Below are 24,397 nucleotides of genomic sequence, written 5' to 3'. Positions count from 1 at the left end.
CGCAACACCACGAATCGAACAACGACGAAGGGACTGGACAGGGCTTTGGCAGCAAAGATCCGTGTGTACGAGCTGGCACGAGAGCTCGGGCTGACCAACAAGGAGACGCTCGATCTCTGCGACGCGCTCGGCATCGGGGTGAAGAGCCACTCCTCCAGCGTGGTGGATGCACAGGCCGATCGGGTTCGACGCAAGGCCGAACGCGAAGGCCTCGTCCGCGACGAGCAGCCGGAGGAGCCGTCCTCCAAGACCAAGAAGGCACCCGCCAAGAAGGCGCCCGCCAAGAAGGCCCGGGCGGAGAAGGCTCCGGCCACAGGCGCCGAGGGTGCCCCCGCGGTGGACGAGTCCGCCGCCGCCACCTCGGCGGCCGATGCTCCAGCAGCCGACGCTCCGGCAGCCGAGGCCCCTTCCACCGAGGCCGCTTCCACCGAGGCCGCTTCCACCGAGGCCGCTTCCACCGAGGCCGCTTCCACCGACGCGGCTCCGGCATCGCCGGCCGCCGAGCAACCCACCGACACCTCCGCCGAGGCGCCGAGCCGGTCCGAGTCGTCCGGTCCCGCGCCCGGCGAGCGCAAGGGGCTGGTGACCTCCAGCGGCAGCGAGCATCCCCCGCGCCCACCCAAGCGCACCGAACCGGCCGCCGGCAGCGAGTCCCCACCGCCTCAGCCCCCACCCCGACAGCCGGAGGCGCCCGCGGCGTCGCAGCGCCAGGCCCCCGAGCAGCCGGCCCGGGAACGACCAGCTGAGCGACCCGCTGAGCGACCCGCGCCCGACTCCCCGTCGCCGCCGGCCGAACGTGGGGCCCCGCAAGCACCTGCGGCCAAGTCGCCCCCGACCTCGCCATCGGGGAAGCCCATTCCCCCCCCACCCGGTCCCCCGTTGTCGGGATCGGGCAAGCCCATCCCACCCCCACCCGGTCTGGGCGGCCGTGGCCCTGCGCCGGGGCGTCGCGCCGGTGGCCCGCCCACGGGTGCGCGTCCCGGCGTCCGCTCCAGTGGACCTCCCGCTGGTGGCGGTCCGCGTGGGGGCGTCCCGGGTGCGGGTCCAGGCGCCGGTCCCGGTGGCCGTCCCGGTGGCGGTCCTCCCGGTGGCGGTCCTGGTGGTGGCCCTGGTGGCCGTCCAGGTGGGGGGCGTGGCGGTCCCGGTGGCCAGCAACGTCGCCCGCCGCGCCGCAAGGGGCGTCGTCGTCGTTCACGCGAAGAGCTGCAGCCGATGGACGTGCCCACCTACACGCCCGAAGATGCTGCGGTTCCCAAGGGAACGGTGGTGATCGAACGATCCTCCACCCCACAGGACCTCGGCCCCAAGCTGAACCGCACCGCAGCCGACGTCGTGCGCTTCCTCATGCAGCAGGGCGAGATGGTCACCGCCACCCAGTCGCTCTCCGACGACATGATCGAGCTGTTCGCCGCCGACGTCGGCGCCGACATCCGTCTGGTCGATCCCGGCGAGGAGCAAGAGGTCGAGCTGCTCAAGATGCTCGAGGTCGATCTGCTCGACGACGACGAGGATGACGAGGACGCCCCACCGCGCCCGCCGGTCGTCACCGTCATGGGACACGTCGATCACGGCAAGACCCTGCTGCTCGATCGCATCCGCAGCGCCAACGTCGTGTCGGGCGAGGCCGGAGGCATCACCCAGCACATCGGGGCGTACCAGGTCGAGCGCGGCGGACGCGAGATCACCTTCATCGACACACCTGGTCACGAGGCCTTCACCGCGATGCGTGCCCGAGGAGCCTCGGCCACCGACATCGTGATCCTGGTGGTGGCGGCCGACGACGGCGTCATGCCCCAGACCATCGAGGCCATCAACCACGCCAAGGCGGCAGAGGTCCCCATCGTCGTGGCGGTCAACAAGATCGACCGCGACAACGCAGACCCCAACCGTGTCCTCCAGCAGCTCTCCGAGCACGGGCTGGTCCCCGAGGCCTGGGGTGGCGACACGGTGGTCGTCGAGATCTCGGCGCTGGAGGAGCTCGGCATCGACGATCTGCTCGACAACCTGCTGGTCGTCGCCGACCTCGAAGAGCTGCGGGCCACGCCCGAGGGGAGGGCCCGGGGCGTCGTCCTCGAGTCCCACCTCGACGTCGGCCGCGGGCCGGTGGCGACGGTGCTGGTCCAACGCGGCACGCTGTCAGTCGGTGAGCCACTCGTCGCCGGCGCGTCCTGGGGTCGGGTCCGTGCGCTGATCAACGACCTCGGCGAGCACGCCAAGACCGCCGGACCGTCCAGCCCCGTCGAGGTGCTCGGCCTGTCCGACGTCGCCAAGGCCGGCGACATCTTCGTCGTCGCCCCCGACGAGCGCAAGGCCTCCAAGGTCGCCGAGACTCGCGAGCACTGGCAGCGGGTGGCGAGCCAAGGCCGCGATGCCCACGCGATGTCGGGAGGTGCCCGTCTCGAGGACGTCTTCAGCCAGATCCAGGCCGGCGAGGCCGCCAACCTGAACCTCATCGTGAAGGCCGACGTCAACGGTTCGCTCGAAGCGCTGACCGAGAGCCTCAAGAAGCTCGAACGCGACGAGGTCAAGCTCTCGTTCGTGCATCGCGGTGTCGGTGGCATCAGCCAGGGCGACATCGAGCTGGCGGCCGCCTCCAACGCCACCATCATCGGCTTCAACGTCCGGCCCGACCGCAAGGCCCGCGAGCTCGCCGACTCCGAGGGCGTCGAGATCCGCACCTACGAGATCATCTACAAGGCGATCGAAGAGATCGAGAGCGCCATGGTCGGAATGCTGGCGCCCGAGTACGAAGAGGTCGTCACCGGCGATGCCGAGGTGCGCGAGATCTTCCGGGTGCCCCGGATCGGCGCTGTCGCCGGCTGCTATGTCACCAACGGTGTGATCAGGCGTGGTTCCAAGGTCCGGTTCCTGCGTGAGGGCACCGTCATCTGGAAGGGCGAGATCAGCTCCCTCAAGCGGTTCAAGGAGGACGCGCGGGAGGTCGCTACCGGCTACGAGTGCGGCATCGGCCTCTCCGACTTCCAGGACCTCAAGGAGGGGGACATCATCGAGACCTACGAGGAGCGGGAGATCCCCCGATCCTGACGATCGGAGCCTGATCCGTGCACGTGCTCAGCATGCGTGTCGACCTGCACCTGGGCGAGTCCCGCTCGCTGAAGGCCAAGCGAGCAACGCTCAAGCCCATCATCGAAGGGGCGCGCCGGCGCTACGGCGTGGCCATCGCCGAGGTCGACCACGAGGACACCTGGCAGCGAACCTGCATCGGGGTGGCGGTTGTGTCCAACTCAGCTCACCATGCCACCGAGGTGGTCGATGAGGTCGAACGCTTCATCTGGTCGGTGCCCGACGTGCAGGTGCTCGGGGTGGAGCGCCACTGGCTGGAGGTGGATCGGTGAGCCGGCGCTCCCGTGGTAGCTCGGGGCGTCACTACCCGCGCACCGCGCGGCTCAACAAGCTGTTCCAGGAGATCCTGGCAGACGAGCTCGAGCGCATCGACGACACCCGGCTCGATCTGGTGACGTTGATGGAGGTCGACGTCGATGCCGAGCTGTCGCGGGCAACGGTGTTCTACCTGGTGCACGACGCCGATCAGGAGCAGGACGCCGCGCTCGCCCTGGCCGATCATCGGATCCGCCTGCAGCGGGCCATCGGCACCCAGGCGCGGGTCCGGCGTGTGCCCGAGCTGGTGTTCCGGCTCGACACCGTGGCCGAGAGCGCGGCCCGCATCGAGGCGATCCTGCGCGACCTCCCCGAGGTGCGTGACGACGAGCCCGATCCTCGGTCGGCTTCTGATCCGGACGAGGACGGACCGTGAGCACAGGCCCCGACGGGCTGGCGGTGATCGACAAGGCGCCGGGATGGACCTCCCACGACGCTGTCGCCAAGCTGCGTGGGGTGCTCGGCACCCGCAAGGTCGGCCACGCCGGCACCCTCGATCCCGGTGCCACCGGGGTCCTGCTGGTGGGTGTGGGGCGGGTCACCCGGTTGCTGCGGTTCCTGACCCCGCTGCGCAAGGTTTATGTGGGCCAGATCGTGCTCGGCTCCGAGACCACCACCCTCGACGCCGAGGGCGATGTCACCGCTACCTACGACATGTCCCACGTCACCCTCGACGCCGCCCGCGAGGCGGCGCTGGCGCTCACCGGCGACATCTGGCAGGTGCCGCCGATGGTGTCGGCGGTCAAGGTGGGTGGCAGACGCCTCCACGAGCTGGCCCGCGAAGGGGTCGAGGTCGAGCGCGAGGCTCGCCCCGTCACCGTGCACCGGTTCGAGCTCACCTCGGTCGACGGCGAGCCGGGAGTGCTCGAGGCCGAGGTCGAGTGCTCGTCGGGCACCTACGTGCGGACCTTGGCCGCCGACCTCGGTGCCGCGCTCGGTGGTGGCGCCCACCTCAGGGCGCTGCGGCGCACCGCCATCGGATCGTTCACCTTGGCCGATGCTCACCCGGTGGAGGCGCCGGTGGTCCTGCCGCCGGCGGCGGCATTGCGCGATTACGCGTCGGTGCGGGCCGACACCGACACCGCGGTCCTGGTCGGACACGGCCGGGTGCTCGACCGGGCGACGCTGGGTGCCGACGGTGACGGGCCGTGGCCGGTCGTCGACCCCGAGGGTCGGCTCCTCGCGGTCTACGAGCCCGCCGGCGACGGTCGCGTCAAACCGGCGGTGGTGGTGGCTCCCCGATGATCGGCGACCGTTCGGCCTTGTGGTGCCCGGACTGCCACGGCCGATAGCGTCGGGGTCGTGCAGGTCATCCGCGACAACGAGGACAGTCCCGCATCCATCGCCGGTTGTGCGGTCACCATCGGCGTCTACGACGGGGTGCACCTCGGGCACCAGTCGGTCATCAGGGCCACCCAGGCCGAAGCCGACCGCTTGGGCGTCGCCACCGCGGTGGTGACCTTCGACCGTCATCCGGCCACGCTGCTGCGGCCCGAGAGCGCGCCGGCGCTGCTGACCTCGCTCGACCAGAAGCTGGAGCTCCTCGAAGCGGCAGGGGTCGACTGCACGTTCGTGGTGCACTTCGACGAGGCCAGGGCCAAGGAGGACGCCGAGGACTTCGTGGGCGAGGTACTGGTCGAACGTCTGGGGGCCAAGGCCGTGGTGGTTGGCGAGGACTTCCACTTCGGACACCAGCGCGGCGGCAACGTCGCGCTGCTGCGCGAGCTCGGTGGCCGCCACGGGTTCGAGGTGCACGGCCTCTCGCTGCTGCAGAGAGACGAAGCCGTCGAACCCGTCTCCTCGACCGCCATCCGTCGGGCGCTGGCCGGCGGCGACGTCAGTTCGGCGGCGACGATGCTGGGTCGGCTCTATGAGCTGCGGGGAACCGTGGTGCAAGGCGACAAGCGGGGCCGCCAGATCGGCTTCCCCACCGCCAACATCCCCGTGCCGAGGGCCATGGCCATTCCCGCCGATGCCGTCTATGCCGGCTGGTACATCCAACCCGGCGGCGATCGCCACCCGGCAGCGATCAACCTCGGACGTCGCCCCACGTTCTACGAGCACGCCGACACCTCGCTGCTCGAGGCCCACCTACTCGACTTCGACGGCGACCTCTACCACGAGTTGGCTCGGGTCGAGTTCGTCGAGCTGCTGCGCTCCGAGATGCGTTTCGAGTCGATCGAGGCCTTGGTCGCCCAGCTCGAGGTCGATGTCGCCACGACCCGTCAGGTGTTGGGCCTGTCCTGATCGTGGGCCCGCGACACCCTCTGTCGGGGGTCGCGGTCAGAACCATTAGAGTGCCGAAGCATCGGACCGGTACGGGCAAGCCCGGTCATGATCGGAAAGGCACGCAGTTCTGAGTTCCACCGATGCTGCTCGACCAGGCGGACTGCGCGAGCTCCTGCAGTTCGAAGCTGTCGGGCCTGACCTCTACGTGGCGCCCACTCCGGCCGAGGGTCCACCGCGACTCTTCGGCGGTCAGGTTGCCAGTCAGTCGCTGCGGGCCGCCACGTTGACGATTCCCGCCGATCGCCGGGTTCACTCGCTGCACTCCTACTTCATCCGGCCCGGTCGTCCGAACATCGCGCTGCACCTCGAGGTCGAGCGCATCCGGGACGGGCGCTCGTTCGCCACCCGCCGGGTCACCGCCCGCCAGGGCGACGAGGCGATCTTCGTGCTCGATGCGTCGTTCCACGTGGTCGAGGAGGGCTACGACTGGCAGGTCGAAGCACCCGAGCTTCGGCCCGGCCCCGACGAGGTGACGATGGGCGACGGGCCGATGGGAATGCCCCTGGGCCGGGGCCGAAACGCCCCACCGTGGATGCGCGAGGCGCTCGAGGCCGAGGAAGGGGCGGGCGAATCAGATCCCGATGCCCGGGCAGCCCGGATCGAGCGGGCTCGCCGGATGCGACGAGGTGGCCCCATGGGTGGCCTGTTCGACATGCGGCCGCTGCAGGTCACCGAGGACTTCCGGCCCCATCCCGCGTGGGTGCGGTCGCGCGAACCGCTCGGCGACGACCCGAACCTGCACGCCTGCGCACTCACCTTCGTGTCCGACATGGCGGTGGTGCGCAGCGCCAGGGCACCGGGGTCGGACCACTCGGGTTGGGGAGGTGCCAGCCTCGATCACGCCGTGTGGTTCCACCGACCGTTCCGGGTCGACGACTGGCTGTTGTTCTCGGTCGACCCCATCACCAACCACGGGGCCCGGGGCTTGGCGCGGGGCAGCTTCCACACCCAGGACGGGGTGCTGGTCGCCTCGTTCGTCCAGGAGTGCCTCCTGCGCTCCACGGGTGCCCCACCGCCGCCCTGATCCGGCCGGTCCCCGCGATCCTCTCCCCCTGATACGAGTCCATCCGACATCTCCAGGAGCGATCCGATGAGCACCGACGTGACGAACACCCGATCCGACGACCAACTCCGCGACGAGTTCACCGGCTGGTTGCGTGACCACCTGCCTGCCGACTGGGTCGCCGGCATCGAGAACGACGACGATGAGGCCTTTGCCCGAGGCCGGGCCCAGCTCGACCAGGCGGCGTTCCTGGACGAGATCGGCAAGGCGGGTTGGGCCATGCCCGACTGGGAGGTCGAGTACGGCGGGGCCGGGCTCGATCGCCACCAGGCGGCCATCGTCGAGGAGATCAAGTCCGAGTACGAGGTGCCCCGGTCGTTCAACATCTTGGGCTTCGGTCTGGCCGCGCCCACCATCCGCGAGTACGGCACCGAGGACCAGAAGCGTCGGTTCCTCTCGGGGATGGCCCAGGGCGAGTGGTGGTGCCAGCTGTTCTCCGAGCCAGGCAACGGCTCCGACATCGCCGGACTGTCCAGCCGGGCGGTTCGCGACGGCGACGAGTGGGTGGTGAACGGCCAGAAGGTCTGGACATCGGGCGCACACATCGCGAAGTGGGGCATGTTCATCGCCCGGACCGACCCCGACGCCCCCAAGCACAAGGGCATCACCTACTTCCTGCTCGACATGGAGACCGACGGCGTCGAGGTCCGCCCGTTGCGTCAGATCACCGGCGATGCCGAGTTCAACGAGGTCTTCCTCAACGACGTCCGCATCCCCGACTCGTGTCGCCTCGGGCCCGAAGGCGAGGGATGGTCGGTGGCCCAGACCACGCTGCTCAACGAGCGGGTCGCGCTCTCGGGAGCATTCGGTGGTGGGTCGGCCGGGCGCCGCCGTCGGCGTGGTGGTGGTGGCGACGATCAGCAACGGCGCCGGCCGGGCTTCGGTGACGGCACCGCCGAGGGGATGCGGGGCGGTGGATCCGTGGTCCAGCTACTCATCCAGGAGGCCAAGGACAAGGGCACCTGGGACGACAAGGTGGTGCGCGACCGCCTCATGCGCATGTACATCGTCGGTCGGATCTCCACGCTCAACATGCAGCGGGCCGCGGCCCAGCAGAAGGCCGGTCAACCCGGCCCCGAGGGCTCCATCGCCAAGCTGTTCTCCACCGAGTTCAACATGACGAGCCAGGTGCTGTCGGTCGATCTGCTCGGCACCCCGATGGCGTGGGAGCCCGATGACACCGCGACGGCCATGCGGGCTCGGGCGTTCCTGCGGTCGCGGGGGAACAGCATCGAGGGCGGCACCTCCGAGATCCAGCGCAACATCATCGGCGATCGGGTGCTCGGTCTGCCCCGCGAGCCCGACGCGTCCAAGGGACTGCCGTGGAAGGACGTTCCCCGCAACTGAGCGGTCCGCCACCTGCCGTAACACATCCACCACCCACGGCGTTAACTGAGGTATGAGCAGCACACTGTCGGCTTCTGGTTCGGAACGCAGCAACGACATCCCGGACGAGATCCTCGCGGAGGTCGATTCGTGGCTGGTCGACCCCCGCCGCCAGCGTGCTCGGCGCAATCGGGTCCGCGTGGACCGAGGCGGGGACGACCCCACGATGCTCACGGGTGGGCTCGGTCCGTTCGCTCCCCCAGTTCGGCCCTAGCCCTCGGGTCCGGCCGTCGGGTTCTGGCGGGCATCGGGCGAGCGCGCCTGTCGGGACTCTCGGACCACCAGCGCCACGATCGCAGCCAGACCGGCGAAGATGAGCCCGAACACGAGGTACTGCTGCCACCCGCCGGGATCGCCGGGAGAGTCGGGTGCCTCGCCGCTGTTGGGCTGGGGCAGGATGTCGCCTGCCGGTGACTGCCCGTCGCGCTCGACGACGCTGGTGCTGGTGGCATCGCCGCTCTCATCGCTCTGGGCCAGTGCCGGGCCGGGCTCGGCCATCAGCCCCGTCAGTAGGAGGGCGACCAGCAGGGCAATTCGGACGGTGGCGACGATGGTCGATCGGCGGTGGCGGTGGAGACCCATGGGTCGATCATCGCGCGCCGACGGTGAAGAGGGCCCTGTCAAGATGGTGGAGTGAAGGACTGGTCGGTGCTCGAGAAGGTGTTGGCGGCGGTGGCGGTACTGGTCTTCGTCGGTGTCGGCGCGCTCGGGCTGGTGGCGTGGCGATCGGGCGACGATGTCCCCGACGGGTGCGAGGTCGCACGAGACGACTCCGACATCGAAGGTGACATGTCACCCACCGACGCGTTGCGGGTCTTCGTCCAGGCCCGTTCCGACGTGTTTCCCGTGGACGACAGCTGGCGCCTCGAGTCCGACGACGACGGCACCTACACCTTCGTGAGCGAGACCGACGGGTACTACGAGGTCGATGTCCGCGACGGCCTGGTCCGGCGCTTCATGACCTGTCCCGACGGCAACCCCGACCGCTGAGAGGCCGCGGGGCGTTCAGCCGCCGCTGTGGGCGATGAGCGGGTCATCGACCGGCCCGCCGTCCCGGTCGTGCCAGATGTCGTCGCTCCAGCGGTCCGGGAGCGCCAGGCGGCGAATCGCGTCGGTGCGTCCTCGGGGAGCGGTGATGGCCTCTGTCAGGATCTCCAGGTCGGGGTCGAGGCGATCGGCCAGGGCGCGAACGTCGGCCGCAGTGGAGACCGAGCCTGCCGCTCGTCGCAGGTCGGCGCCCACCGGGTATCCCTGCAGGTACCAGCGCAGGTGCTTGCGCAGGCGACGGATCGCCCCGGTCTCGTCGCAGTACCAGTCGAGCGACAGCTCGAGGTGGCGACGGATCGTCGTGGCGATCGTGCCGAGCCGGGGAGGGCCGTGGGACGGTTCGCCCTCGAGGGCGCGGGCCAGATCGGCGAACAGCCAGGGACGGCCCAGGCATCCGCGACCGACCACCACGCCGTCGCACCCGGTGGTGGCCATCATGTCGACCGCGTCGGCCGCCGACCAGATGTCGCCGTTGCCGAGCACCGGTACCTGTTCGCCGAGCGCCTCGCGGAGGGTGGCGATGGCGTCCCAGGTGGCGGTGCCCGAGTAGCCCTGGACGGCGGTGCGAGCATGGAGCGCGACGGCCGCGATTCCGGCCTCGGCCGCCGCCCGGGCGGTGTCGAGATAGGTCAGGCGGTCGTCGTCGAGACCGAGACGCATCTTCACCGTGACCGGCACCGGTCCGGCGGCGTCGACAGCGGCCTGCATCACCGCGGCGACCAGCTTGCGGCGCACCGGCAGTGCCGCGCCGCCACCGTTGCGGGTCACCTTGGGGACCGGGCACCCGAAGTTGAGGTCGATGTGGTCGATGCGGGCGGTGTCGACGAGGCAGCGGACCGCCTCGCCCATGGTGGCGGGATCGGCGCCATAGAGCTGGACCGAGCGGATCGCTTCGGCGGGGTGGTGGCGGGCCATGCGCCACGACTTCTCGCCGCCCTCGACCAGCCCGCGGGCGGTCAGCATCTCGGACACGAACAGGCCACCGCCCCACTCGGCGCACAGCACGCGGAACGGCGCATCGGTCACCCCCGCCATGGGGGCGAGCACGACCGGAGGGTCGAGGTGCAACGGGCCGATGTGAAGGGTCACGGCATCCATGATGCTGGTCGCGCCGCCCGGGTGGCCACGTGGGGCCTCAGCTGTTGGGGTGCCAGCGCAGCACCCAGCGTTCGACGAGGCGTACGAGCGTGACACCCACGATGCCCATGAGCATGAGCACCGCCACCGCCGCCCACAGCTTGGTGTAGGCCAGGCTGTTGCGGGCTTGGACCATGGTGCGCCCCAGGCCTTCGGTGCTGCCGAACCATTCGGCCACCAGGGCGCCGATCAGGGCGAGGCCGACGCACACTCGCAGGGCGGAGAACAAATAGGGGAGCGAGTGGGGCACGCGCAGCTTCCAGAACACCTCGGCGCGGCTGGCGGCCACCGAACGGAACAGTTCGTGGGTGCTGGGTTCGACGGCCCGGAAGCCCGTCGCCGCGTTGATCACCAGCGGCACGAAGGTGATGAGCGCCGCCATCACCACCTTGGGAGCCAGGCCGAACCCCAACCAGATGGTGAGCGGTGTGGCCAGGGCGATCACCGGGGTGACCTGGATCATGGTCACGACGGGGCTGAGCGCCCGGTCCATCAGCACCGAGTGTGAGATGGCGATGGCCAGGCTCACCGCCACCACGAAGGCGACGCCGAGTCCCAACACCGCCTCACCGCCGGTGACGACCGCGTCGCTCCACCATCGGCCCGGGTTCTCCCACAGCTCGATGGCGATCGCCGACGGCGTGGGGAGGATGATCTCGTTGATCCCTCGGGCCCGGACGAACGCTTCCCAACCACCGAAGATCACCCCGAACGCGACGAGGGCGGGCACGATGCCCGCCGCGGTGCGGCGCACCCGTCGATGGGGTTGGACAGGATCGGGGAGTCCGGCGACGGTCCTCATGGGCGCGCGTGGGTCGGACAGCAGGTGGTGTGCATGCGTCGACCAGTGTGGTCGAATGATCGGCCCGACACGATTGCGGCGCGACTCCGGAACGGCGTCACCGGGAGCCGGCGTGGAGGAGCCGGCGGATGTGCCCGACGTGGCTGCGGAACTCGGCGGTGTCCTCGAGATCGGGGTGGCGGGGCCGTCCCAGATCGATGGGCTCGATCGCGGCCACCCGACCAGGGCGCGGCCCGAGCACCACCACTCGGTCCGACAGGGCGACCGCCTCGTCGATGCTGTGGGTCACGAACACACAGGTCGCCCGGGTCCGTTCCCACATGTCGAGCAGCAGGTAGCGCATGTCCGAGCGGGTGATCTCGTCGAGGGCGGCGAAGGGCTCGTCCATCAACAGCACGGGAGCGCCGAGGGCGACGGCGCGAGCGAGCGCGACCCGCTGTTGCATGCCGCCGGACAGCTCGGCGGGGTGGGCGTGCTCGAAGCCGGTGAGGCCGACGGCATCGAGCAGCTCGGCCGGTCCTGGTGGCGGGCGCTCGTGACGTCGGTTGTTGCGCCGGTTCACCTCACCCAGCAGAGCGACGTTGTCGATCACCGTGCGCCAGGGCAACAGCGCCGGGGTCTGGAAGACGAAGCCGAAGTGCTTCTGGCGCCGGGCCTGTTCGGGGGTGTGGGTGCCGATGGTGACGGTCCCGATGTCGGGTGTCAGCAGACCTCCGATGATCCGCAGCAGCGTGCTCTTGCCGCAGCCGCTGGGTCCGATGACCGAGACGAGCTCGCCCTCGGCGATGTCGAGTCTGATGTCGGCCAGCGCCGCCACCGACTGGCCCGTGCGCTCGAAGCGCTTCGAGACCCCGTCGATGTGGATGCCCTCGGCCGCCGGCAGGGGCTCGGCATCGGTCATCCGGTGTAGGGCTGGAGCAGTCGCTCGACGTGCTTGGCGATGACGTCCACCTCGACGTTCACAGGGGACCCGACCGGTGTGTGGCCCAAGGTGGTGGCCTGAGCGGTGTGGGGGATGATGGCGGCGGTGATGGCGGCGTCGGTGACCTCGACGATGGTGAGACTCACCCCGTCGACGGTGATCGACCCCTTCTCGACGCAGTAGCGGAGCAGGTCGGGTGGGACCTCGATCTCCAGGTCGGGAGGCGTGGCTCGCACGGTGCCGATCCCGTCGACGTGGCCCTGCACGATGTGGCCACCGAGACGATCACCGACCCGGGCAGGACGTTCGAGGTTGACCCGGTCGCCCGGCGAGAGCGCGCCGAGACTCGTGCGGTGCAACGTCTCGTCGCTGAGGTCGGTCTCCCACCAGTCGTCGCCGAAGGCCACCACGGTGAGACAGCACCCGTTGGTGGCGATCGAATCGCCGATGGCCACCCCGTCGAGCACCGCTCGCGCCTCGAAGCGAGCGCGGCCACCGTCGAGCGCGACGAAGGCGCCGAGCTCCTCGACCAGACCGGTGAACATCAGCCCCAGACCTCCTGCACCTTGGCATACACGCCCTGGTCGTAGCTGAACTCGACCACGTTGCCATCCGGGTCGTGCAGTGCGCACACGTAGCCGACCGGTGGTGGTAGCTCGACCGGCTCCCAGGCCAGGCACCCGTGCTCGCGGCCGCGGTCGGCCATGGCATCGACGTCGGCGCGGGCGGGAAGCTCGATGCCGATGTGGGCGAAGGGGGCCAGTTGGGGCTGGAGCCTGCCCTCCTTGGCGTAGAACATCACCAGCACCAACACGAAGGGGTTGTCGACCTGGCCCTCGTGGGCGAGCCAGGCGTTCTTGCCGTCGGGGTCCTCGCGCCGGTCGAGCACCACCAGTGGGGTGTAGGTGGTGTACCAGTCGACCGTGGCCTCGATGTCGGAGCAGGGGAGGGCGATGTGGGTCCAACGGGGGTGTGCGGGCATCGCCGACCAGTCTGGCCGATCGGGATCGGTTCGCCATCAGTGAGCATCGCGTCGTCGCGGATCACCAGGTCGGTCGTCGGCTCCTGGGCGCTCAGGCGTTGGCCCCAGATGGCTGCGCCGACTCCGAGCAAGCGCATCGCCAACATGAGGAGCATCGCCCTGACACACACCCACCCCTCCGTCGCTACGTCGAGCTGCTGCTCAGGACCACCCAGCCAGGAGATGTCGCGGATTTGTCGCGCTCAGCGCGCCGAATCCGCGAGGTTTCGGGGTCAGCCAGGTCATCGATGGCCCTCGAGATCCTGGGGGTCCAGCCGCTCAGCCGCCCGCTCCGGCGAACATTTGCTCCACCTGGGCCCTGGTGGGCATCGACGGTTGGGCGCCGGCCACCCCGACGGCGCACGCGCCGGCGGCGGCGGCGAACCGTGCCGCGGCGACGACATCGGCCCCCTCGACCATGGCGATGGCCAGTGCCGCACAGAACGCGTCGCCGGCGCCGGTGGGATCGACCACGTCGACGGGGAACGCCCCCACCCGGGTGTCGCCGACCTGGACCCCGGCACCGCCCAGGGTCACCACGACCCTCGGGGACGACTCCAGCCCGAGCTCGAGCGCCTCGTGGGCGTTGACCACCACGAGCGGATCGCAGCCGAGGATGAGGTCGGCCCGATCGGGCACGGGTGCGGCGTTGAACACCACGAGCCGGCCCGCGTCGCGGGCGATCGCCGCGGCGCGTGCCGACGCGGAGGCGTCCACTTCGCCCTGGAGCAGCAACACGTCGGCACCCGCGATGACCGACGCCGCCGCGTCGGCGTCGGCGGGACCGATCGCCCCGTTGGCCCCGGCGGCGATGATGATCGACACCTGCCCGTCGTCGCTCACGATCGGCACCGCGGTTCCGGTCGGGCCATCGATCGCGGTCACCGCCGCCGTGTCCACTCCGTCGTCTCGGAGCCGTTCTCGGATGATCGATGCCGAGGCGTCGGTGCCGACCCGCCCGATCATCGAGACCTCTGCGCCCAGCCGGGCGGCGGCGACGGCTTGGTTGGCGCCCTTGCCGCCCACGAACTCGGCCATGCGATGGGCTCGCATCGTCTCGTCGGGCGCGGGAGGGTGCGGCACCCAGAACGTGAGGTCGTGGTTGAGCGATCCGAACACCGCGACACGAACAGCCACGAGGGCTCCCAGGGGGTTGGGGTGGGCTTCGGGGCGTCGGTGGCGCCCCGGAAGCGCCATCGTAACGGGTGGCGATGCGACGACCGCGGGACCGTGCTGGTAGCCTCATATCGCTCGCACGGGCAACCCCGCCCGCGCGCTCGGCGCTTCAGTTCCCGCCCAGCGGTCCTCGAAGCCGGGCCAACGACCCACCCCTCACCGGAGGATTCCACCACCACCATGGCCGACATCCATCAGCTTCCGCCAAAGTCGGACACCATCGCCGACAACCGGCTCCACGACTCCGACACGGGGTCTCCCGAGGTCCAGATCGCGCTCCTCACCGAACGCATCACCCACCTCACCGAGCACCTCAAGGTCCACAAGAAGGACCACCACAGCCGTCGTGGGCTGCTGATGCTCGTCGGTCGGAGGCGCCGGCTGCTCGACTACGTGAAGAAGAACGACGTCGAGCGCTATCGAGCCATCATCTCCAAGCTCGGCTTGCGCCGCTAGCACCAGATCTCGCCTCGGGCGGTCCCCAGCGGACCGCCCGTCGCACATCCGGGGCCGGCTCCCATCGCCGGCACCGGGCAACCAGACAACCCACCGGCGGCACGGTCAGCTGCCAGTTGTGGATTCCCCGGCTCGCTCGACGAGAGACCGGTCGGGGGCTTCTCATCTGGGAACTGGCCAGCTGCCTCGAACGGGGGAACCGATCCCCCGAGAAGGAGCCACACATGGCTGAACCCATCATCGTTTCCGCCCCGATCTCCGGATCCGACAAGACCCTGTCCTTCGAGACCGGTCTTCTCGCTCCCCAGAGCATGGGCGCGGTCGTCGCCACCCTCGACGGCACCAAGATCCTCATGACCGCCAACGCGGCCACCTCGGCCCGCGAGGGCATGGACTTCTTTCCCCTCACGATCGACATCGAGGAGAAGCGCTACGCGGCCGGCATCATCCCCGGTTCGGTGTTCCGCAAGGAGGCACGTCCCTCCGACGAGGCCGTCCTCACCTGTCGCCTCATCGACCGACCGCTGCGCCCGTCCTTCGCCGAGGGCTTCCGCCACGAGACCCAGGTCATCGGCACCGTGCTCGGCGTCGACATGAAGAACCCCCACGACGTGCTGGCCATCAACGGTGCCAGCGCCTCGCTGATGATCTCGGGCATCCCGTTCGAGGGCCCCATCGGTGCGGTTCGGGTTGCCTACACCACCGACGGCACCTGGGTTCCCCACCCCACCTACCAGGAGGGCGACGCGTCAACCTTCGAGCTGGTCGTCGCCGGCCGCGAGACCGCCGACGGTTCCGACATCGCGGTGATGATGGTCGAGGCCGGCGCCACCGAGGACACCTGGAAGTACTACCAGGACGGTGCCCCCAAGGTCACCGAAGAGGTCATCGCCGAAGGGCTCGAGGCCTCCAAGGTATGGATCCGCGAGGCCATCGCCCTGCAGCGTGAGCTCGTCGCCAAGGCCGGTGTGCGCGAGCCGCTGCCGTTCAAGGCCGAGGCCGACTACGGCGACGACATCTACGCCCGGGTCACCGAGTTGGGCAAGGCGAAGATGGCCGAGGCCAACGCCATCGCCGACAAGACCGAGCGCAACGCCACCAACGACGCCATCCGCGACGAGATCAAGGCTGCGCTGGCCGAGGAGTTCGAGGGCCGCGAGCGTGAGGTGTCGGGTGCCATCAAGGCGCTCACCAAGAAGGTCATCCGCGACCGTGTCGTCGACGAGGGCATCCGCATCGACGGCCGTGGCCCCGCCGACATCCGCGACATCTCGTGCCAGGTCGGGCTCCTGCCCACCGCCCACGGTTCGGGGCTGTTCCAGCGGGGCGAGACCCAGGTGCTCAACATCCTCACCCTGGGCATGCCCCGCATGGCCATGGACATCACCTACAAGGACAGCCTCAACCCCACCGAGAAGAAGCGGTACATGCATCACTACACGATGCCGCCCTTCTCCAACGGCGAGACCGGCCGGGTCGGTGGCACCAAGCGCCGCGAGGTCGGCCACGGTCTCCTCGCCGAGCGTGCTGTGCTGCCCGTCGTTCCCGACGAGGAGGAGTTCCCCTACGCGCTGCGTCTGGTGTCTGAGGTCCTGTCGTCCAACGGCTCGACCTCGATGGCATCGGTCTGCTCGTCGTCGATGTCGCTGATGGACGGCGGCGTGCCCATCAAGGCTGCTGTCGCCGGCATCGCCATGGGTCTCATCTACGAGAACGGCAAGTACACGACCCTCACCGACATCCTCGGTGCTGAAGACGCCTTCGGCGACATGGACTTCAAGGTCGCCGGTACGTCGGAGTTCGTGACCGCGCTCCAGCTCGACACCAAGATCGAGGGCCTCCCCCTCGAGGTGCTGGCCGAGGCACTCTCCCAGGCCAAGGAAGCCCGCCTGCACATCCTCGACAAGATGGCCGAGGTCATCGCCGAGCCCCGCCCCGAGGTCGGCCCCACCGCCCCGAAGATCCGCGGCTTCGAGATCCCGATGGACAAGATCGGCGAGGTCATCGGCCCCAAGGGCAAGGTCATCAACGCCATCCAGCAGGAGACCGGCGCCGACATCAACGTCGACGACGACGGCATGATCGGCACCGTGTCCATCTCGTCGTCGGACCTCGACGCGGTCGAGGAAGCCGAACGCCAGATCAAGCTGATCCTCAACCCGCCGGTGGCCGAGGTCGGTGCGACCTACACCGGCCGGGTGGTCAACATCACCAAGTTCGGTGCCTTCGTCAACATCCTTCCCGGCCGCGACGGTCTGTTGCACATCTCCAAGATGGGCAAGGGCAAGCGCATCGACAAGGTCGAGGACGTCTTCGATCTCGGCGACTCGGTCGAGGTCACCGTCGACGACGTCGATCCGCAGGGCAAGGTGTCGCTGTCGCTCGCCGGTGATGCGCCAGCGCAGAAGGAGGGCTCCTCCGACTCACGTTCGGACTCGCGCTCAGACTCCCGCTCCGACGATGCCGGGTCGGGCGACGCCGACCGCGTTGCGGTGTCGTTCGAGGACGAGTTCGAGGACGAGCTCAAGAGCGAGCTCGGCGATCTCGGGCCCGCCTCCGCGGCACCCGCCGGCGGCGACCGTGATGATCGTGGTGGTCGCGGCGGCGGGCGTGGTGGTCGCGGCGGCGGACGCCGCGGAGGCCGTCGCTGAGCACCCGCACCGGCGTCGATTCCCCCGCCCAGGTGGGCGAGGGGATCGAACGAACCGTTCTGTCCTCGGGCATCCGCGTCGTCACCGAGGCGATGCCCGAGGCGCGTTCGGTCACCACCGGGTTCTGGGTGGCGGTGGGCAGCCGCGACGAGCCCGCCGAGCTGTCGGGAGCGTCGCACTTCCTCGAGCATCTGCTGTTCAAGGGAACCGAGCACCGTAGCGCTCGCCAGATCGCCGAGGCCGTCGACGCGGTCGGCGGCGAGATGAACGCCTTCACCGCCAAGGAGCACACCGCGTACTACACGCGGCTGCCGGCCGACGCGCTCGATGCCGGCCTCGAGCTGCTCTCCGACGTGGTCACCGCCCCCGCCTTTCGTCCCAACGAGGTCGAGGCCGAGCGGCAGGTGATCCTCGAGGAGCTGGCGATGGACGAGGACGACCCCGACGACCTCGTGCACACCTTGCTGTTCCAGGCCATGTACCCCGGTCACTCGCTGGGGTGGGAGACCGTGGGCACCCGCGACACGATCGAGGCCATGGGCCGCGACGACATCGCCGGCTTCTTCGCCCACCACTACCACCCGGTCAATCTGGTGGTCGCTGCGGCGGGCCAGCTCGATCACGATCGCGTCGTCGCCGGAGTCCAGGCCTGCTTCGATGGTCGCACCGGCGGGCAGCGCCCACCGCGACACGCTCCCACCGAGCCGCCGCGGTCGCTGGCGGTGCAGCGCCGCGACACCGAACAGGCGCACGTGGCGCTCGGCTGGCGCGCCGTGTCCTTCGACGACCCCGACCGCTACGCCCTTGCGGTGCTCAACCAGGTCCTGGGCGGTGGCATGGCGTCGCGGCTGTTCCAGGAGGTGCGCGAGGAGCGTGGGCTCGCCTACTCGGTCGGTTCGGGCACCTCGCTGTTCGCCGACAGCGGTGCGTTGATCGTCTACGTGGGAACCGCGCTCGGACGCTCCACCGAGGCGCTCACCGTCATCGACGGCGTGGTGTCGGACCTGGTGGCCGACGGCATCACCACCCGCGAGCTCGAGGTCGCCAAGGGCTTCATCTCGGGCTCGATGGTGCTCGGCCTCGAGGACTCGGGGAGCCGCATGGGCAGGCTCGGGTCCAGCGAGACGGTGCGAGGGTTCGTCACCTCGGTCGACGACCACCTCGCCCGGGTGGCGGCGGTCACCCTCGACGACGTGCAGCGGGTCGCCTCCCGGGTGCTGGGCGGTCCCCGCACCCTCGCCGCGGTGGGGCCCTTCGACGAGGACCGCTTCGCCACGGTGGCCTGAGGTGCCTGAGCCGTTCACCGACGCCGACGCGGTGCTCGACGCCATCGCGACCACCAGGGCCATCCGTCGCTACCGGTCCGATCCGATCCCCGACGAGGATCTCTCCCGAATCCTGTTCGTTGCCACCCGAGCGCCATCGGGCTCCAACCGCCAGAACTTCCGCTTCCTGGTGCTGCGCGACGGCCCCAACGCGCTGCAGGCGAAGGCGGTGCTGGGTGAGGCGTTCCGTGCCGGTTGGGCGGCGAAGCGGCGGGCCGATGGCTACGAGCAGGGGAGCGGCACCGACGGCGACTCGCCCAAGGCCCGAACCGCACGGGCGATGCAGCAGTACGTCGACCGGTTCGAACAGGTGCCGGTGGTGGTGCTGGCCTGCATGGTCGGACGCCGAGGACGTCTCACCGACGGCGGGTCGGTCTATCCGGCATGCCAGAACCTGTTGGTGGCCGCACGCGCCCTCGGCTACGGCGGAGTCATGACCATGTGGCACCACGGCGTGGAGGACGAGCTGCGCAGCCTGCTCGGCATTCCTGACGACGTGTTCGTGATGGCGACCATCACCCTCGGCGTTCCCGAGGGTGGTCACGGACCCGTGCGGCGCCGCCCCGTCGGCGAGCTCGTCTTCGACGACGCCTGGGAGTCGCCGGCGCCGTGGGCCACCGAGCCCCCCGACACCCGCCACACCAGCGCCGGCCCACCACCGTCGAGGTGAACGGTGCCTGACCAGTAGGCTCCGATCATGCCGAACCCGATCAGAGTGGGGGTCTTCGGGGCCGCAGGCCGGATGGGCACGACCGTCTGCCAGGCCGTGATCGACGACCCCGACCTCCAGCTCGTCGCCGCCGTCGATCCCCACCACGCCGGTCTCGACCTGAGTACCGTGGGCGGGGTCGACGGCCACGACCTCCAGATCGCCAGCGGGCCCGACGAGCTGGTCCGCAAGCAGGTCGAGGTGGCCGTCGACTTCACCCGCATCGACGCGGCACGCGAGAACGTGGCGTTCCTGGCCGACAACGGCATCCATGCCGTGGTCGGCACCTCGGGGTTCACCGAGGCGGACCATGACGAGCTGGCGGCCGCGTTCTCTTCCAGCAACTGCGTCATCGCCCCCAACTTCGCCGTCGGGGCCGTGCTCATGGCCCGCTTCGCCGAGCTGGCGGCCCCGTTCTTCGAGACCGCTGAGGTCATCGAGCTCCATCACGACCACAAGATCGACGCCCCCTCGGGCACCGCCATGCACACCGTCGAGCGCATGGCCGCCGCGTCCGACCAGTGGGCGCCCGACCCCACCACCCACAACACCCTCGAGGGCGCCAGAGGCGGGAGGGGTCCGGGCGGGATCCCGGTGCACTCGGTGCGCCTGCGGGGCATCGTCGCCCACCAGGAGGTGCTCCTCGGCACCACCGGCCAGACCCTCACCATCCGCCACGACTCCTACGACCGCTCGTCGTTCATGCCTGGGGTGGTGCTGGCAGTGAAGCGCATCGGCGATCTCCCCGGCCTCACCGTCGGCCTCGACGCCGTCCTCGGCGTCTGAGGTCAGGGCTTGCGGGCGATGTAGTAGCTGTTCAGCGGGTCCTCGTCGAGGACCTCGACCTCGACGTCGACGAACCCGGCGTCGGCGAGCATCTGTCGGGCGAGCTGCTCGCCCCACACCGTGCCGAGCCCGTCGCCGTCGAGCGCGAGCGACACGGTCATGCAGTGCATGGTCGACACCGTGTAGAGGAACGGCGCGACCGGGTGCTCGAGGTTGTCGGCCACGTCGCTGTTCGCGTTGATGTCGACCATGAGGAACGTGCCGCCCGGCCGCAGCGCCCGGTGGATGTTCGCCAGCACGGTGGCCGGATGGGCCTGATCGTGGATGGCGTCGAAGGCGGTCACCACGTCGAAGCCACCGGCAGCGTCGAGCTTGGCCACGTCGACCAGCTCGAAGGTGGCGTTGTCGAGACCGAGGTGGGTCGCCTCGCTGCTGGCAGCGGCGATTCCCTCCTCGGAGAAGTCGTAGCCGACGAAGCGGCTCCCGGGAAACGTTCGTGCCATGAGGTTGACGGCGTGACCGCTGCCACAGCCGATGTCGGCCACGTCGATGCCGTCGCGCAGCCGGTTCGGCAAGCCAGGGACAAGGGGCAGGATCTGATCGATGAGCGCCGCGTCGAACACGGCGGCGCTCTCCTCGGCCATGAACCGGTGGAACTCGGTGTAGGCCTCGTAGTGGACACCGCCGCCGTGGTGGAACCGGTCCACGATCTCGTTGGAGATCGTGGCGAGCATGGGCAACATCTGCATCGTCTTGGCCATGTTGGTGGCACCGCCGCCGCGGGTTACGAACGGGTGGTGTTCGGGTGGCAGGCGGAAGGTGCCGGCATCGGGGTCGTGCTCCACGATCCCGCCGGTGGTCATCGCTCCCAGCCACTCCCGCACGTAGCGCTCGTCCAGTCCCGCTGCTTGGGCGATCCCGTCGCTGGTGGACGGCGGCAACTGCGCCATGGTGTCGAACAGGCCGGTCCGATGTCCGATGCTGGCCATCAATCGCCAAGGCTCCGTCGTTCAGAACGCCGGTCATGCGTCTCGGCGAAGGCCTCGGCTCGGGTGGTGTCGATGGTCTCGGTGGTGGTCACGACCGCCTCACCTCCGCACGCACCGGGGTCCGCTGGGCGATCGCGGCGGCGGTCGGCGAGCTCGCGATCGCCGCGTTGGCCAAGGCTTCGAGCTGCTCGGGTTCGGCGTCGGCGTCGATGCTGAAGCGCAGGGTGATGCCCTGCGGGCCAACGGCGGTCCCTTCGACGCCGAACACGCCTCTGGCGTCGAGCGTGGCCCTGGTGTCGATCTCCAACCGGTCGAGCCTGATCCCTTGGGCGGTGGCCTGCTGGACCAGCGCCGTGGTGACACAGGCGCCCACCGCGCCGAGCAGGAGCTCGGTCGGACCGGGTCCGGCGTCGTCGCCCGCGAGCACGGCGGGCAGATCGTTGTGGAAGGTGTGGTGGGACCGATCGATCGTCTCACCCAGAGCGTCCAGGCTCGTGGCGTAGCCTTCCGACGCTTGGCCACCCAACCAGCGGTGCCGGGTTCCCAGCTCGAAGGTCATCGGTCCCTCGCTGGCGTGGGCCTGTTCGAACAGCGCCCCCAACCGTTCCATGTCGATGCCGTTGAGCGATCTGGTGTCGGTGTCAGCCACGGGATTCCTCCTCGTCTCGGGGTTCGAGTCGAGGATCCCCCGAAGCGGACCGATTCCGCATCGGTGAGTTCACCTATTTCGCCGCGAGATCGCCCCCCTGGCGCACCGCGAACCCTGCCGCCTCGGCCCGGTTCCGCAGCCCGAGCTTGGAGAGGATGCTAGCCACGTGGTGCTCGACGGTCCGTCGACTCACGAAGAGACGCTCGGCGATCTCGGGGTTGGAGAGACCCTCGCCGAGGCGGCCCAGCACCTCGGTCTCGCGTCGGGTCAGGCCTGAGAGGCTCGGGCCCCCGTCGCCCCGGGTCACGGTCGTGCCGCGCTCGCGGAGCCAGCTCGCGGCCCGATCGGCGTCGGCTATCGCACCGAGCTCGGCGAAGGTGGCATGGGCGGCGCGCCCCTCGGTGATGGCCTGGGTGTCTCCGCCGGCGTCGAGCAGCTCGGCCAGCACCATGCGGGTGCTCGCGACGTCGAGAGGTAGGTCGAGCTCGACGAACCCGGCCAGTGCGGCTTCGAGGGCTTCGCGGGCTTCGCCGGGGTCACCGACATCGCCATCGCGAGTGAGGGCGCGTCCGAACAGGCGCTGGCCACGGCACCGGATGATCGTGCAGCCGGTCTCGGCGCCGGCCTTGGCGATCTGGCGGCCGAACTCGATCGCGGCGCTTGTGTCACCGTTGGCGAGCTGGCAGATCCCGAGCAGCTCTCGAAGCTGGGCGCTGGGCGCTGCCTCGGAGCCGAGCTGCTCGAGTCCACGGGAGATGGTGGTCTCCGCTCCGGTGAGGTCGCCGTCGAGGATCTGGAGTCGGGCCGTCACCGCGGCCAATGCGGGCAGACCCTCGAAGCCTCGGATGATCTGGCGCGCCTCGTCGACCCGTCCCTGGGTGATGCGCAGGTCGGCCAGGCAGGCGGCGGCGTCGGCCTGGACCTTCGGGAGCCCGTCGGCGGCAAGGCGCATGGCGGCCAGCAGCTCGGTCTCGGCTCGGCCCCAGTCCCCGGTGGCGGCGAGCACTTCGCCGTAGTGGGTGCGACAGCTCGTGTGCAGGTAGGGGTTGCCGAACCGCTCGACGAAGTCATCGAGGGCGCGAACCCAGTGGACCACCCGAGGGAAGTCGGCACAGGCGCAGCAGGCCCGCATCATGAGACAGCTGGTGAACACCACGGTGTCGGGGGTGTCGGCCTCACCGGCGATTGCGGCGGCCATCGCCTCGTCGAGCAGCGCGCATCCGTCGGTGGTGTTGCCTGCGTTCACATGGGCCAGGCCCATGGCGGTCAGCGCCGAGATCTCCAGGTCGCGGTCGCCGTTGGCGACGCCGGTGGCGTGGGCGCGCTGGCCGAGCTCGAGCGCGGTGGCGTGGTCGGTGCTGAACACCGACTCGGTCAGGGCGATCCAGCCGTCGAGCACCGGGATCTCGACCTCGGAGGCGAGGCGGACCGCACGTCGGACCCATCCCGACGCCACGACCTCGTTACCGAGGTTGGCGCTGTAGATGAAGGAGAGCTGGATGGCGGCCATGATCGCCTCAGCCGCTGCTCCCGCTCGCCGGAACCCCTGGTAGGCGGCGGTCCAGGACCGCAACGCCTCGCGGATCTCGCCCTGCCACCACTGCGCCGAACCCAGCCCGAAGCTGGCCGCGGGGTGAGGTTCGAGCTCGAGGACCGACGTGAAGGCATCGATCGCGGTGTGCCAGTCGCCGTCGGCGAGGGCGAGCTGGCCCCGCTCCACCAGCGTGGACGTGTCCGAGGTCACGACTCGACGCTACCGCCGACGGACGGGCAGCCGCCGTCGGAGTCCTCAGTCCTCGGGGTGCGGGTTGGTAGCCGGACCGGGATCGGTCGGGGATGCGTCGCCTTCGTCCATCTCGTCGGGCAGCTTCGTCAGGCCCGTGAGCTCGCCGCCGCCCCGTCGGAACTCGTTGAGGAACGTGAACGCAGCGAGCGAGATGCTCACCACGAGCAGGGGGATCCGGTAGGTTCCGATGAACTCCAACAGCCAGTCGATGGGGCCGGAGAACTGCGCACCGACGACCCGGATGGCCACGAGACGAGCGATCGTTCCCGAGACGTTTGCCACGGCGAAGACGATCGGTCGCATGCCTGCTGCACCGGCGAACAGGCAGATGAAGTTGTTGGGGAAGGCGAACACCAGTGGGAGCGAGAACTGCTTGAAGTGCTGTTCGACCCAGCGCAGCGAGTCGCCGAGGGTCTTGGTGTTCCGCTCGGCCCACTTCACCGCAGCGTCGCCGTAGAACCAGCCGAGCAGGTAGAAGAGCGGGTCGCTGAGCAGCAGGCGCAGCGTCCCAATGACATAGAAGGTCACGGCGTCGAGCTGGTTGGTGACCAGCGCCAGGTTGCGGTTCCTGGCGTTGAGCAGAATGAGCAGCACCGGGTTGCGGTTCACCAGGTCTGGCGCGAGCGCGTCGCCGATGTAGGCGCCGATCGTGAGGATCACGAGCGGCGTGGCGATCAGGATGAGGACCTTGCGGCTCGGGGTCGGCCGAACTTCGGGTACGCCGCTCACGACCGCCGATTCTGACACCTCCGGGCAGGCACGAGTGCACCGCGCCGCATACCATCGGCGTGTCGGAGGTATCGA

At 69.7% G+C, this 24,397-nt stretch carries 24 protein-coding genes; 13 read left to right on the top strand and 11 right to left on the bottom strand.

The genetic code is table 11. The annotated features are described in order from the left end of the window. Positions 1-45: 45 nt before the first annotated feature. The 7 genes from infB to U5K29_06185 all read left to right on the top strand — a co-directional run bounded on the left by infB (position 46) and on the right by U5K29_06185 (position 8,098). Entirely contained in the window at positions 46-3,045 is a 3,000-nt protein-coding gene (gene infB, locus U5K29_06215) for a translation initiation factor IF-2 (GenBank protein ID MDZ7678127.1), read from the top strand. Positions 3,046-3,062: 17 nt separating this feature from the next. After that, positions 3,063-3,356, top strand: a complete 294-nt coding sequence (locus tag U5K29_06210) for a DUF503 domain-containing protein (protein ID MDZ7678126.1) — start codon at positions 3,063-3,065, stop codon at positions 3,354-3,356. Then, positions 3,353-3,775 (top strand): ribosome-binding factor A, encoded by a 423-nt coding sequence (locus U5K29_06205; protein ID MDZ7678125.1) that lies wholly within the window; start codon positions 3,353-3,355, stop codon positions 3,773-3,775. The genes U5K29_06210 and U5K29_06205 overlap by 4 nt, the downstream gene beginning before the upstream one ends. Beyond that, positions 3,772-4,644, top strand: coding sequence for a tRNA pseudouridine(55) synthase TruB (truB, locus tag U5K29_06200; GenBank protein ID MDZ7678124.1), 873 nt, complete (start codon positions 3,772-3,774; stop codon positions 4,642-4,644). Before U5K29_06205 ends, truB begins: the two co-directional genes overlap by 4 nt. A gap of 57 nt (positions 4,645-4,701) precedes the next feature. Further along, complete coding sequence (locus U5K29_06195; protein MDZ7678123.1) at positions 4,702-5,646, top strand: bifunctional riboflavin kinase/FAD synthetase; 945 nt, start codon at positions 4,702-4,704, stop codon at positions 5,644-5,646. A 187-nt stretch (positions 5,647-5,833) separates the two neighbouring features. Beyond that, positions 5,834-6,712, top strand: a complete 879-nt coding sequence (locus tag U5K29_06190) for a thioesterase family protein (GenBank protein ID MDZ7678122.1) — start codon at positions 5,834-5,836, stop codon at positions 6,710-6,712. A 66-nt stretch (positions 6,713-6,778) separates the two neighbouring features. Continuing rightward, positions 6,779-8,098: an acyl-CoA dehydrogenase family protein gene (locus U5K29_06185; GenBank protein MDZ7678121.1), complete on the top strand. Its 1,320-nt coding sequence runs from the start codon at positions 6,779-6,781 to the stop codon at positions 8,096-8,098. A 249-nt stretch (positions 8,099-8,347) separates the two neighbouring features. On the opposite strand, the gene U5K29_06180 is transcribed toward U5K29_06185, so the two are convergent. Further along, positions 8,348-8,719 (bottom strand): hypothetical protein, encoded by a 372-nt coding sequence (locus tag U5K29_06180; protein MDZ7678120.1) that lies wholly within the window; start codon positions 8,717-8,719, stop codon positions 8,348-8,350. 51 nt (positions 8,720-8,770) lie between these two features. On the opposite strand from U5K29_06180, the gene U5K29_06175 reads away from it, so the two are divergent. Next, entirely contained in the window at positions 8,771-9,127 is a 357-nt protein-coding gene (locus U5K29_06175) for a hypothetical protein (GenBank protein ID MDZ7678119.1), read from the top strand. 15 nt (positions 9,128-9,142) lie between these two features. Here the strand turns inward: U5K29_06175 and dusB are convergent, their stop codons facing one another. From dusB to U5K29_06145, 6 genes are all read right to left on the bottom strand, one after another. Next, entirely contained in the window at positions 9,143-10,273 is a 1,131-nt protein-coding gene (gene dusB / locus U5K29_06170) for a tRNA dihydrouridine synthase DusB (protein MDZ7678118.1), read from the bottom strand. 46 nt (positions 10,274-10,319) lie between these two features. Continuing rightward, positions 10,320-11,123, bottom strand: a complete 804-nt coding sequence (locus tag U5K29_06165) for an ABC transporter permease (GenBank protein ID MDZ7678117.1) — start codon at positions 11,121-11,123, stop codon at positions 10,320-10,322. Positions 11,124-11,220: 97 nt separating this feature from the next. Continuing rightward, complete coding sequence (locus tag U5K29_06160) at positions 11,221-12,024, bottom strand: ABC transporter ATP-binding protein (protein MDZ7678116.1); 804 nt, start codon at positions 12,022-12,024, stop codon at positions 11,221-11,223. After that, complete coding sequence (locus U5K29_06155) at positions 12,021-12,590, bottom strand: riboflavin synthase (GenBank protein MDZ7678115.1); 570 nt, start codon at positions 12,588-12,590, stop codon at positions 12,021-12,023. The genes U5K29_06160 and U5K29_06155 overlap by 4 nt, the downstream gene beginning before the upstream one ends. Next, a complete protein-coding gene (locus U5K29_06150) occupies positions 12,590-13,027 on the bottom strand; it encodes a VOC family protein (GenBank protein ID MDZ7678114.1) in 438 nt (145 codons plus the stop codon). The genes U5K29_06155 and U5K29_06150 overlap by 1 nt, the downstream gene beginning before the upstream one ends. A 318-nt stretch (positions 13,028-13,345) precedes the next feature. Then, positions 13,346-14,203 carry a ribokinase gene (locus U5K29_06145; protein MDZ7678113.1) on the bottom strand — a complete coding sequence of 286 codons (858 nt, stop codon included), beginning with the start codon at positions 14,201-14,203 and terminating at the stop codon, positions 13,346-13,348. A 219-nt stretch (positions 14,204-14,422) separates the two neighbouring features. On the opposite strand from U5K29_06145, the gene rpsO reads away from it, so the two are divergent. The 5 genes from rpsO (at position 14,423) to dapB (ending at position 20,169) form a co-directional block, all read left to right on the top strand. After that, the gene (rpsO, locus tag U5K29_06140) at positions 14,423-14,698 is read left to right on the top strand and encodes a 30S ribosomal protein S15 (GenBank protein ID MDZ7678112.1); all 276 of its coding nucleotides are present in this window, start codon (positions 14,423-14,425) and stop codon (positions 14,696-14,698) included. Positions 14,699-14,922: 224 nt separating this feature from the next. Then, entirely contained in the window at positions 14,923-17,349 is a 2,427-nt protein-coding gene (locus tag U5K29_06135) for a polyribonucleotide nucleotidyltransferase (GenBank protein MDZ7678111.1), read from the top strand. Between the two features lie 32 nt (positions 17,350-17,381). Continuing rightward, entirely contained in the window at positions 17,382-18,635 is a 1,254-nt protein-coding gene (locus tag U5K29_06130) for a pitrilysin family protein (protein ID MDZ7678110.1), read from the top strand. Position 18,636: 1 nt separating this feature from the next. Then, a complete protein-coding gene (locus U5K29_06125) occupies positions 18,637-19,344 on the top strand; it encodes a nitroreductase family protein (protein MDZ7678109.1) in 708 nt (235 codons plus the stop codon). A gap of 27 nt (positions 19,345-19,371) precedes the next feature. After that, on the top strand, positions 19,372-20,169 hold the full coding sequence (dapB, locus tag U5K29_06120) for a 4-hydroxy-tetrahydrodipicolinate reductase (GenBank protein ID MDZ7678108.1): 798 nt from the start codon (positions 19,372-19,374) through the stop codon (positions 20,167-20,169). Positions 20,170-20,171: 2 nt separating this feature from the next. Here the strand turns inward: dapB and U5K29_06115 are convergent, their stop codons facing one another. The 4 genes from U5K29_06115 to U5K29_06100 all read right to left on the bottom strand — a co-directional run bounded on the left by U5K29_06115 (position 20,172) and on the right by U5K29_06100 (position 24,322). Continuing rightward, positions 20,172-21,158: a class I SAM-dependent methyltransferase gene (locus tag U5K29_06115; GenBank protein ID MDZ7678107.1), complete on the bottom strand. Its 987-nt coding sequence runs from the start codon at positions 21,156-21,158 to the stop codon at positions 20,172-20,174. 88 nt (positions 21,159-21,246) lie between these two features. After that, entirely contained in the window at positions 21,247-21,807 is a 561-nt protein-coding gene (locus U5K29_06110; GenBank protein MDZ7678106.1) for an OsmC family protein, read from the bottom strand. Positions 21,808-21,880: 73 nt separating this feature from the next. Beyond that, a complete protein-coding gene (locus U5K29_06105) occupies positions 21,881-23,551 on the bottom strand; it encodes a response regulator transcription factor (GenBank protein MDZ7678105.1) in 1,671 nt (556 codons plus the stop codon). A 45-nt stretch (positions 23,552-23,596) separates the two neighbouring features. Then, positions 23,597-24,322, bottom strand: coding sequence for a hypothetical protein (locus tag U5K29_06100; protein MDZ7678104.1), 726 nt, complete (start codon positions 24,320-24,322; stop codon positions 23,597-23,599). Positions 24,323-24,397 lie beyond the last annotated feature (75 nt).

It is taken from the genome of Acidimicrobiales bacterium (assembly GCA_034521975.1).
In the GTDB taxonomy this organism is placed as follows: Bacteria; Actinomycetota; Acidimicrobiia; order Acidimicrobiales; family SKKL01; genus SKKL01.
The sequence above is the reverse complement of the archived record's forward strand: the minus strand, read 5'-3'. Positions and strand labels throughout refer to the sequence as shown.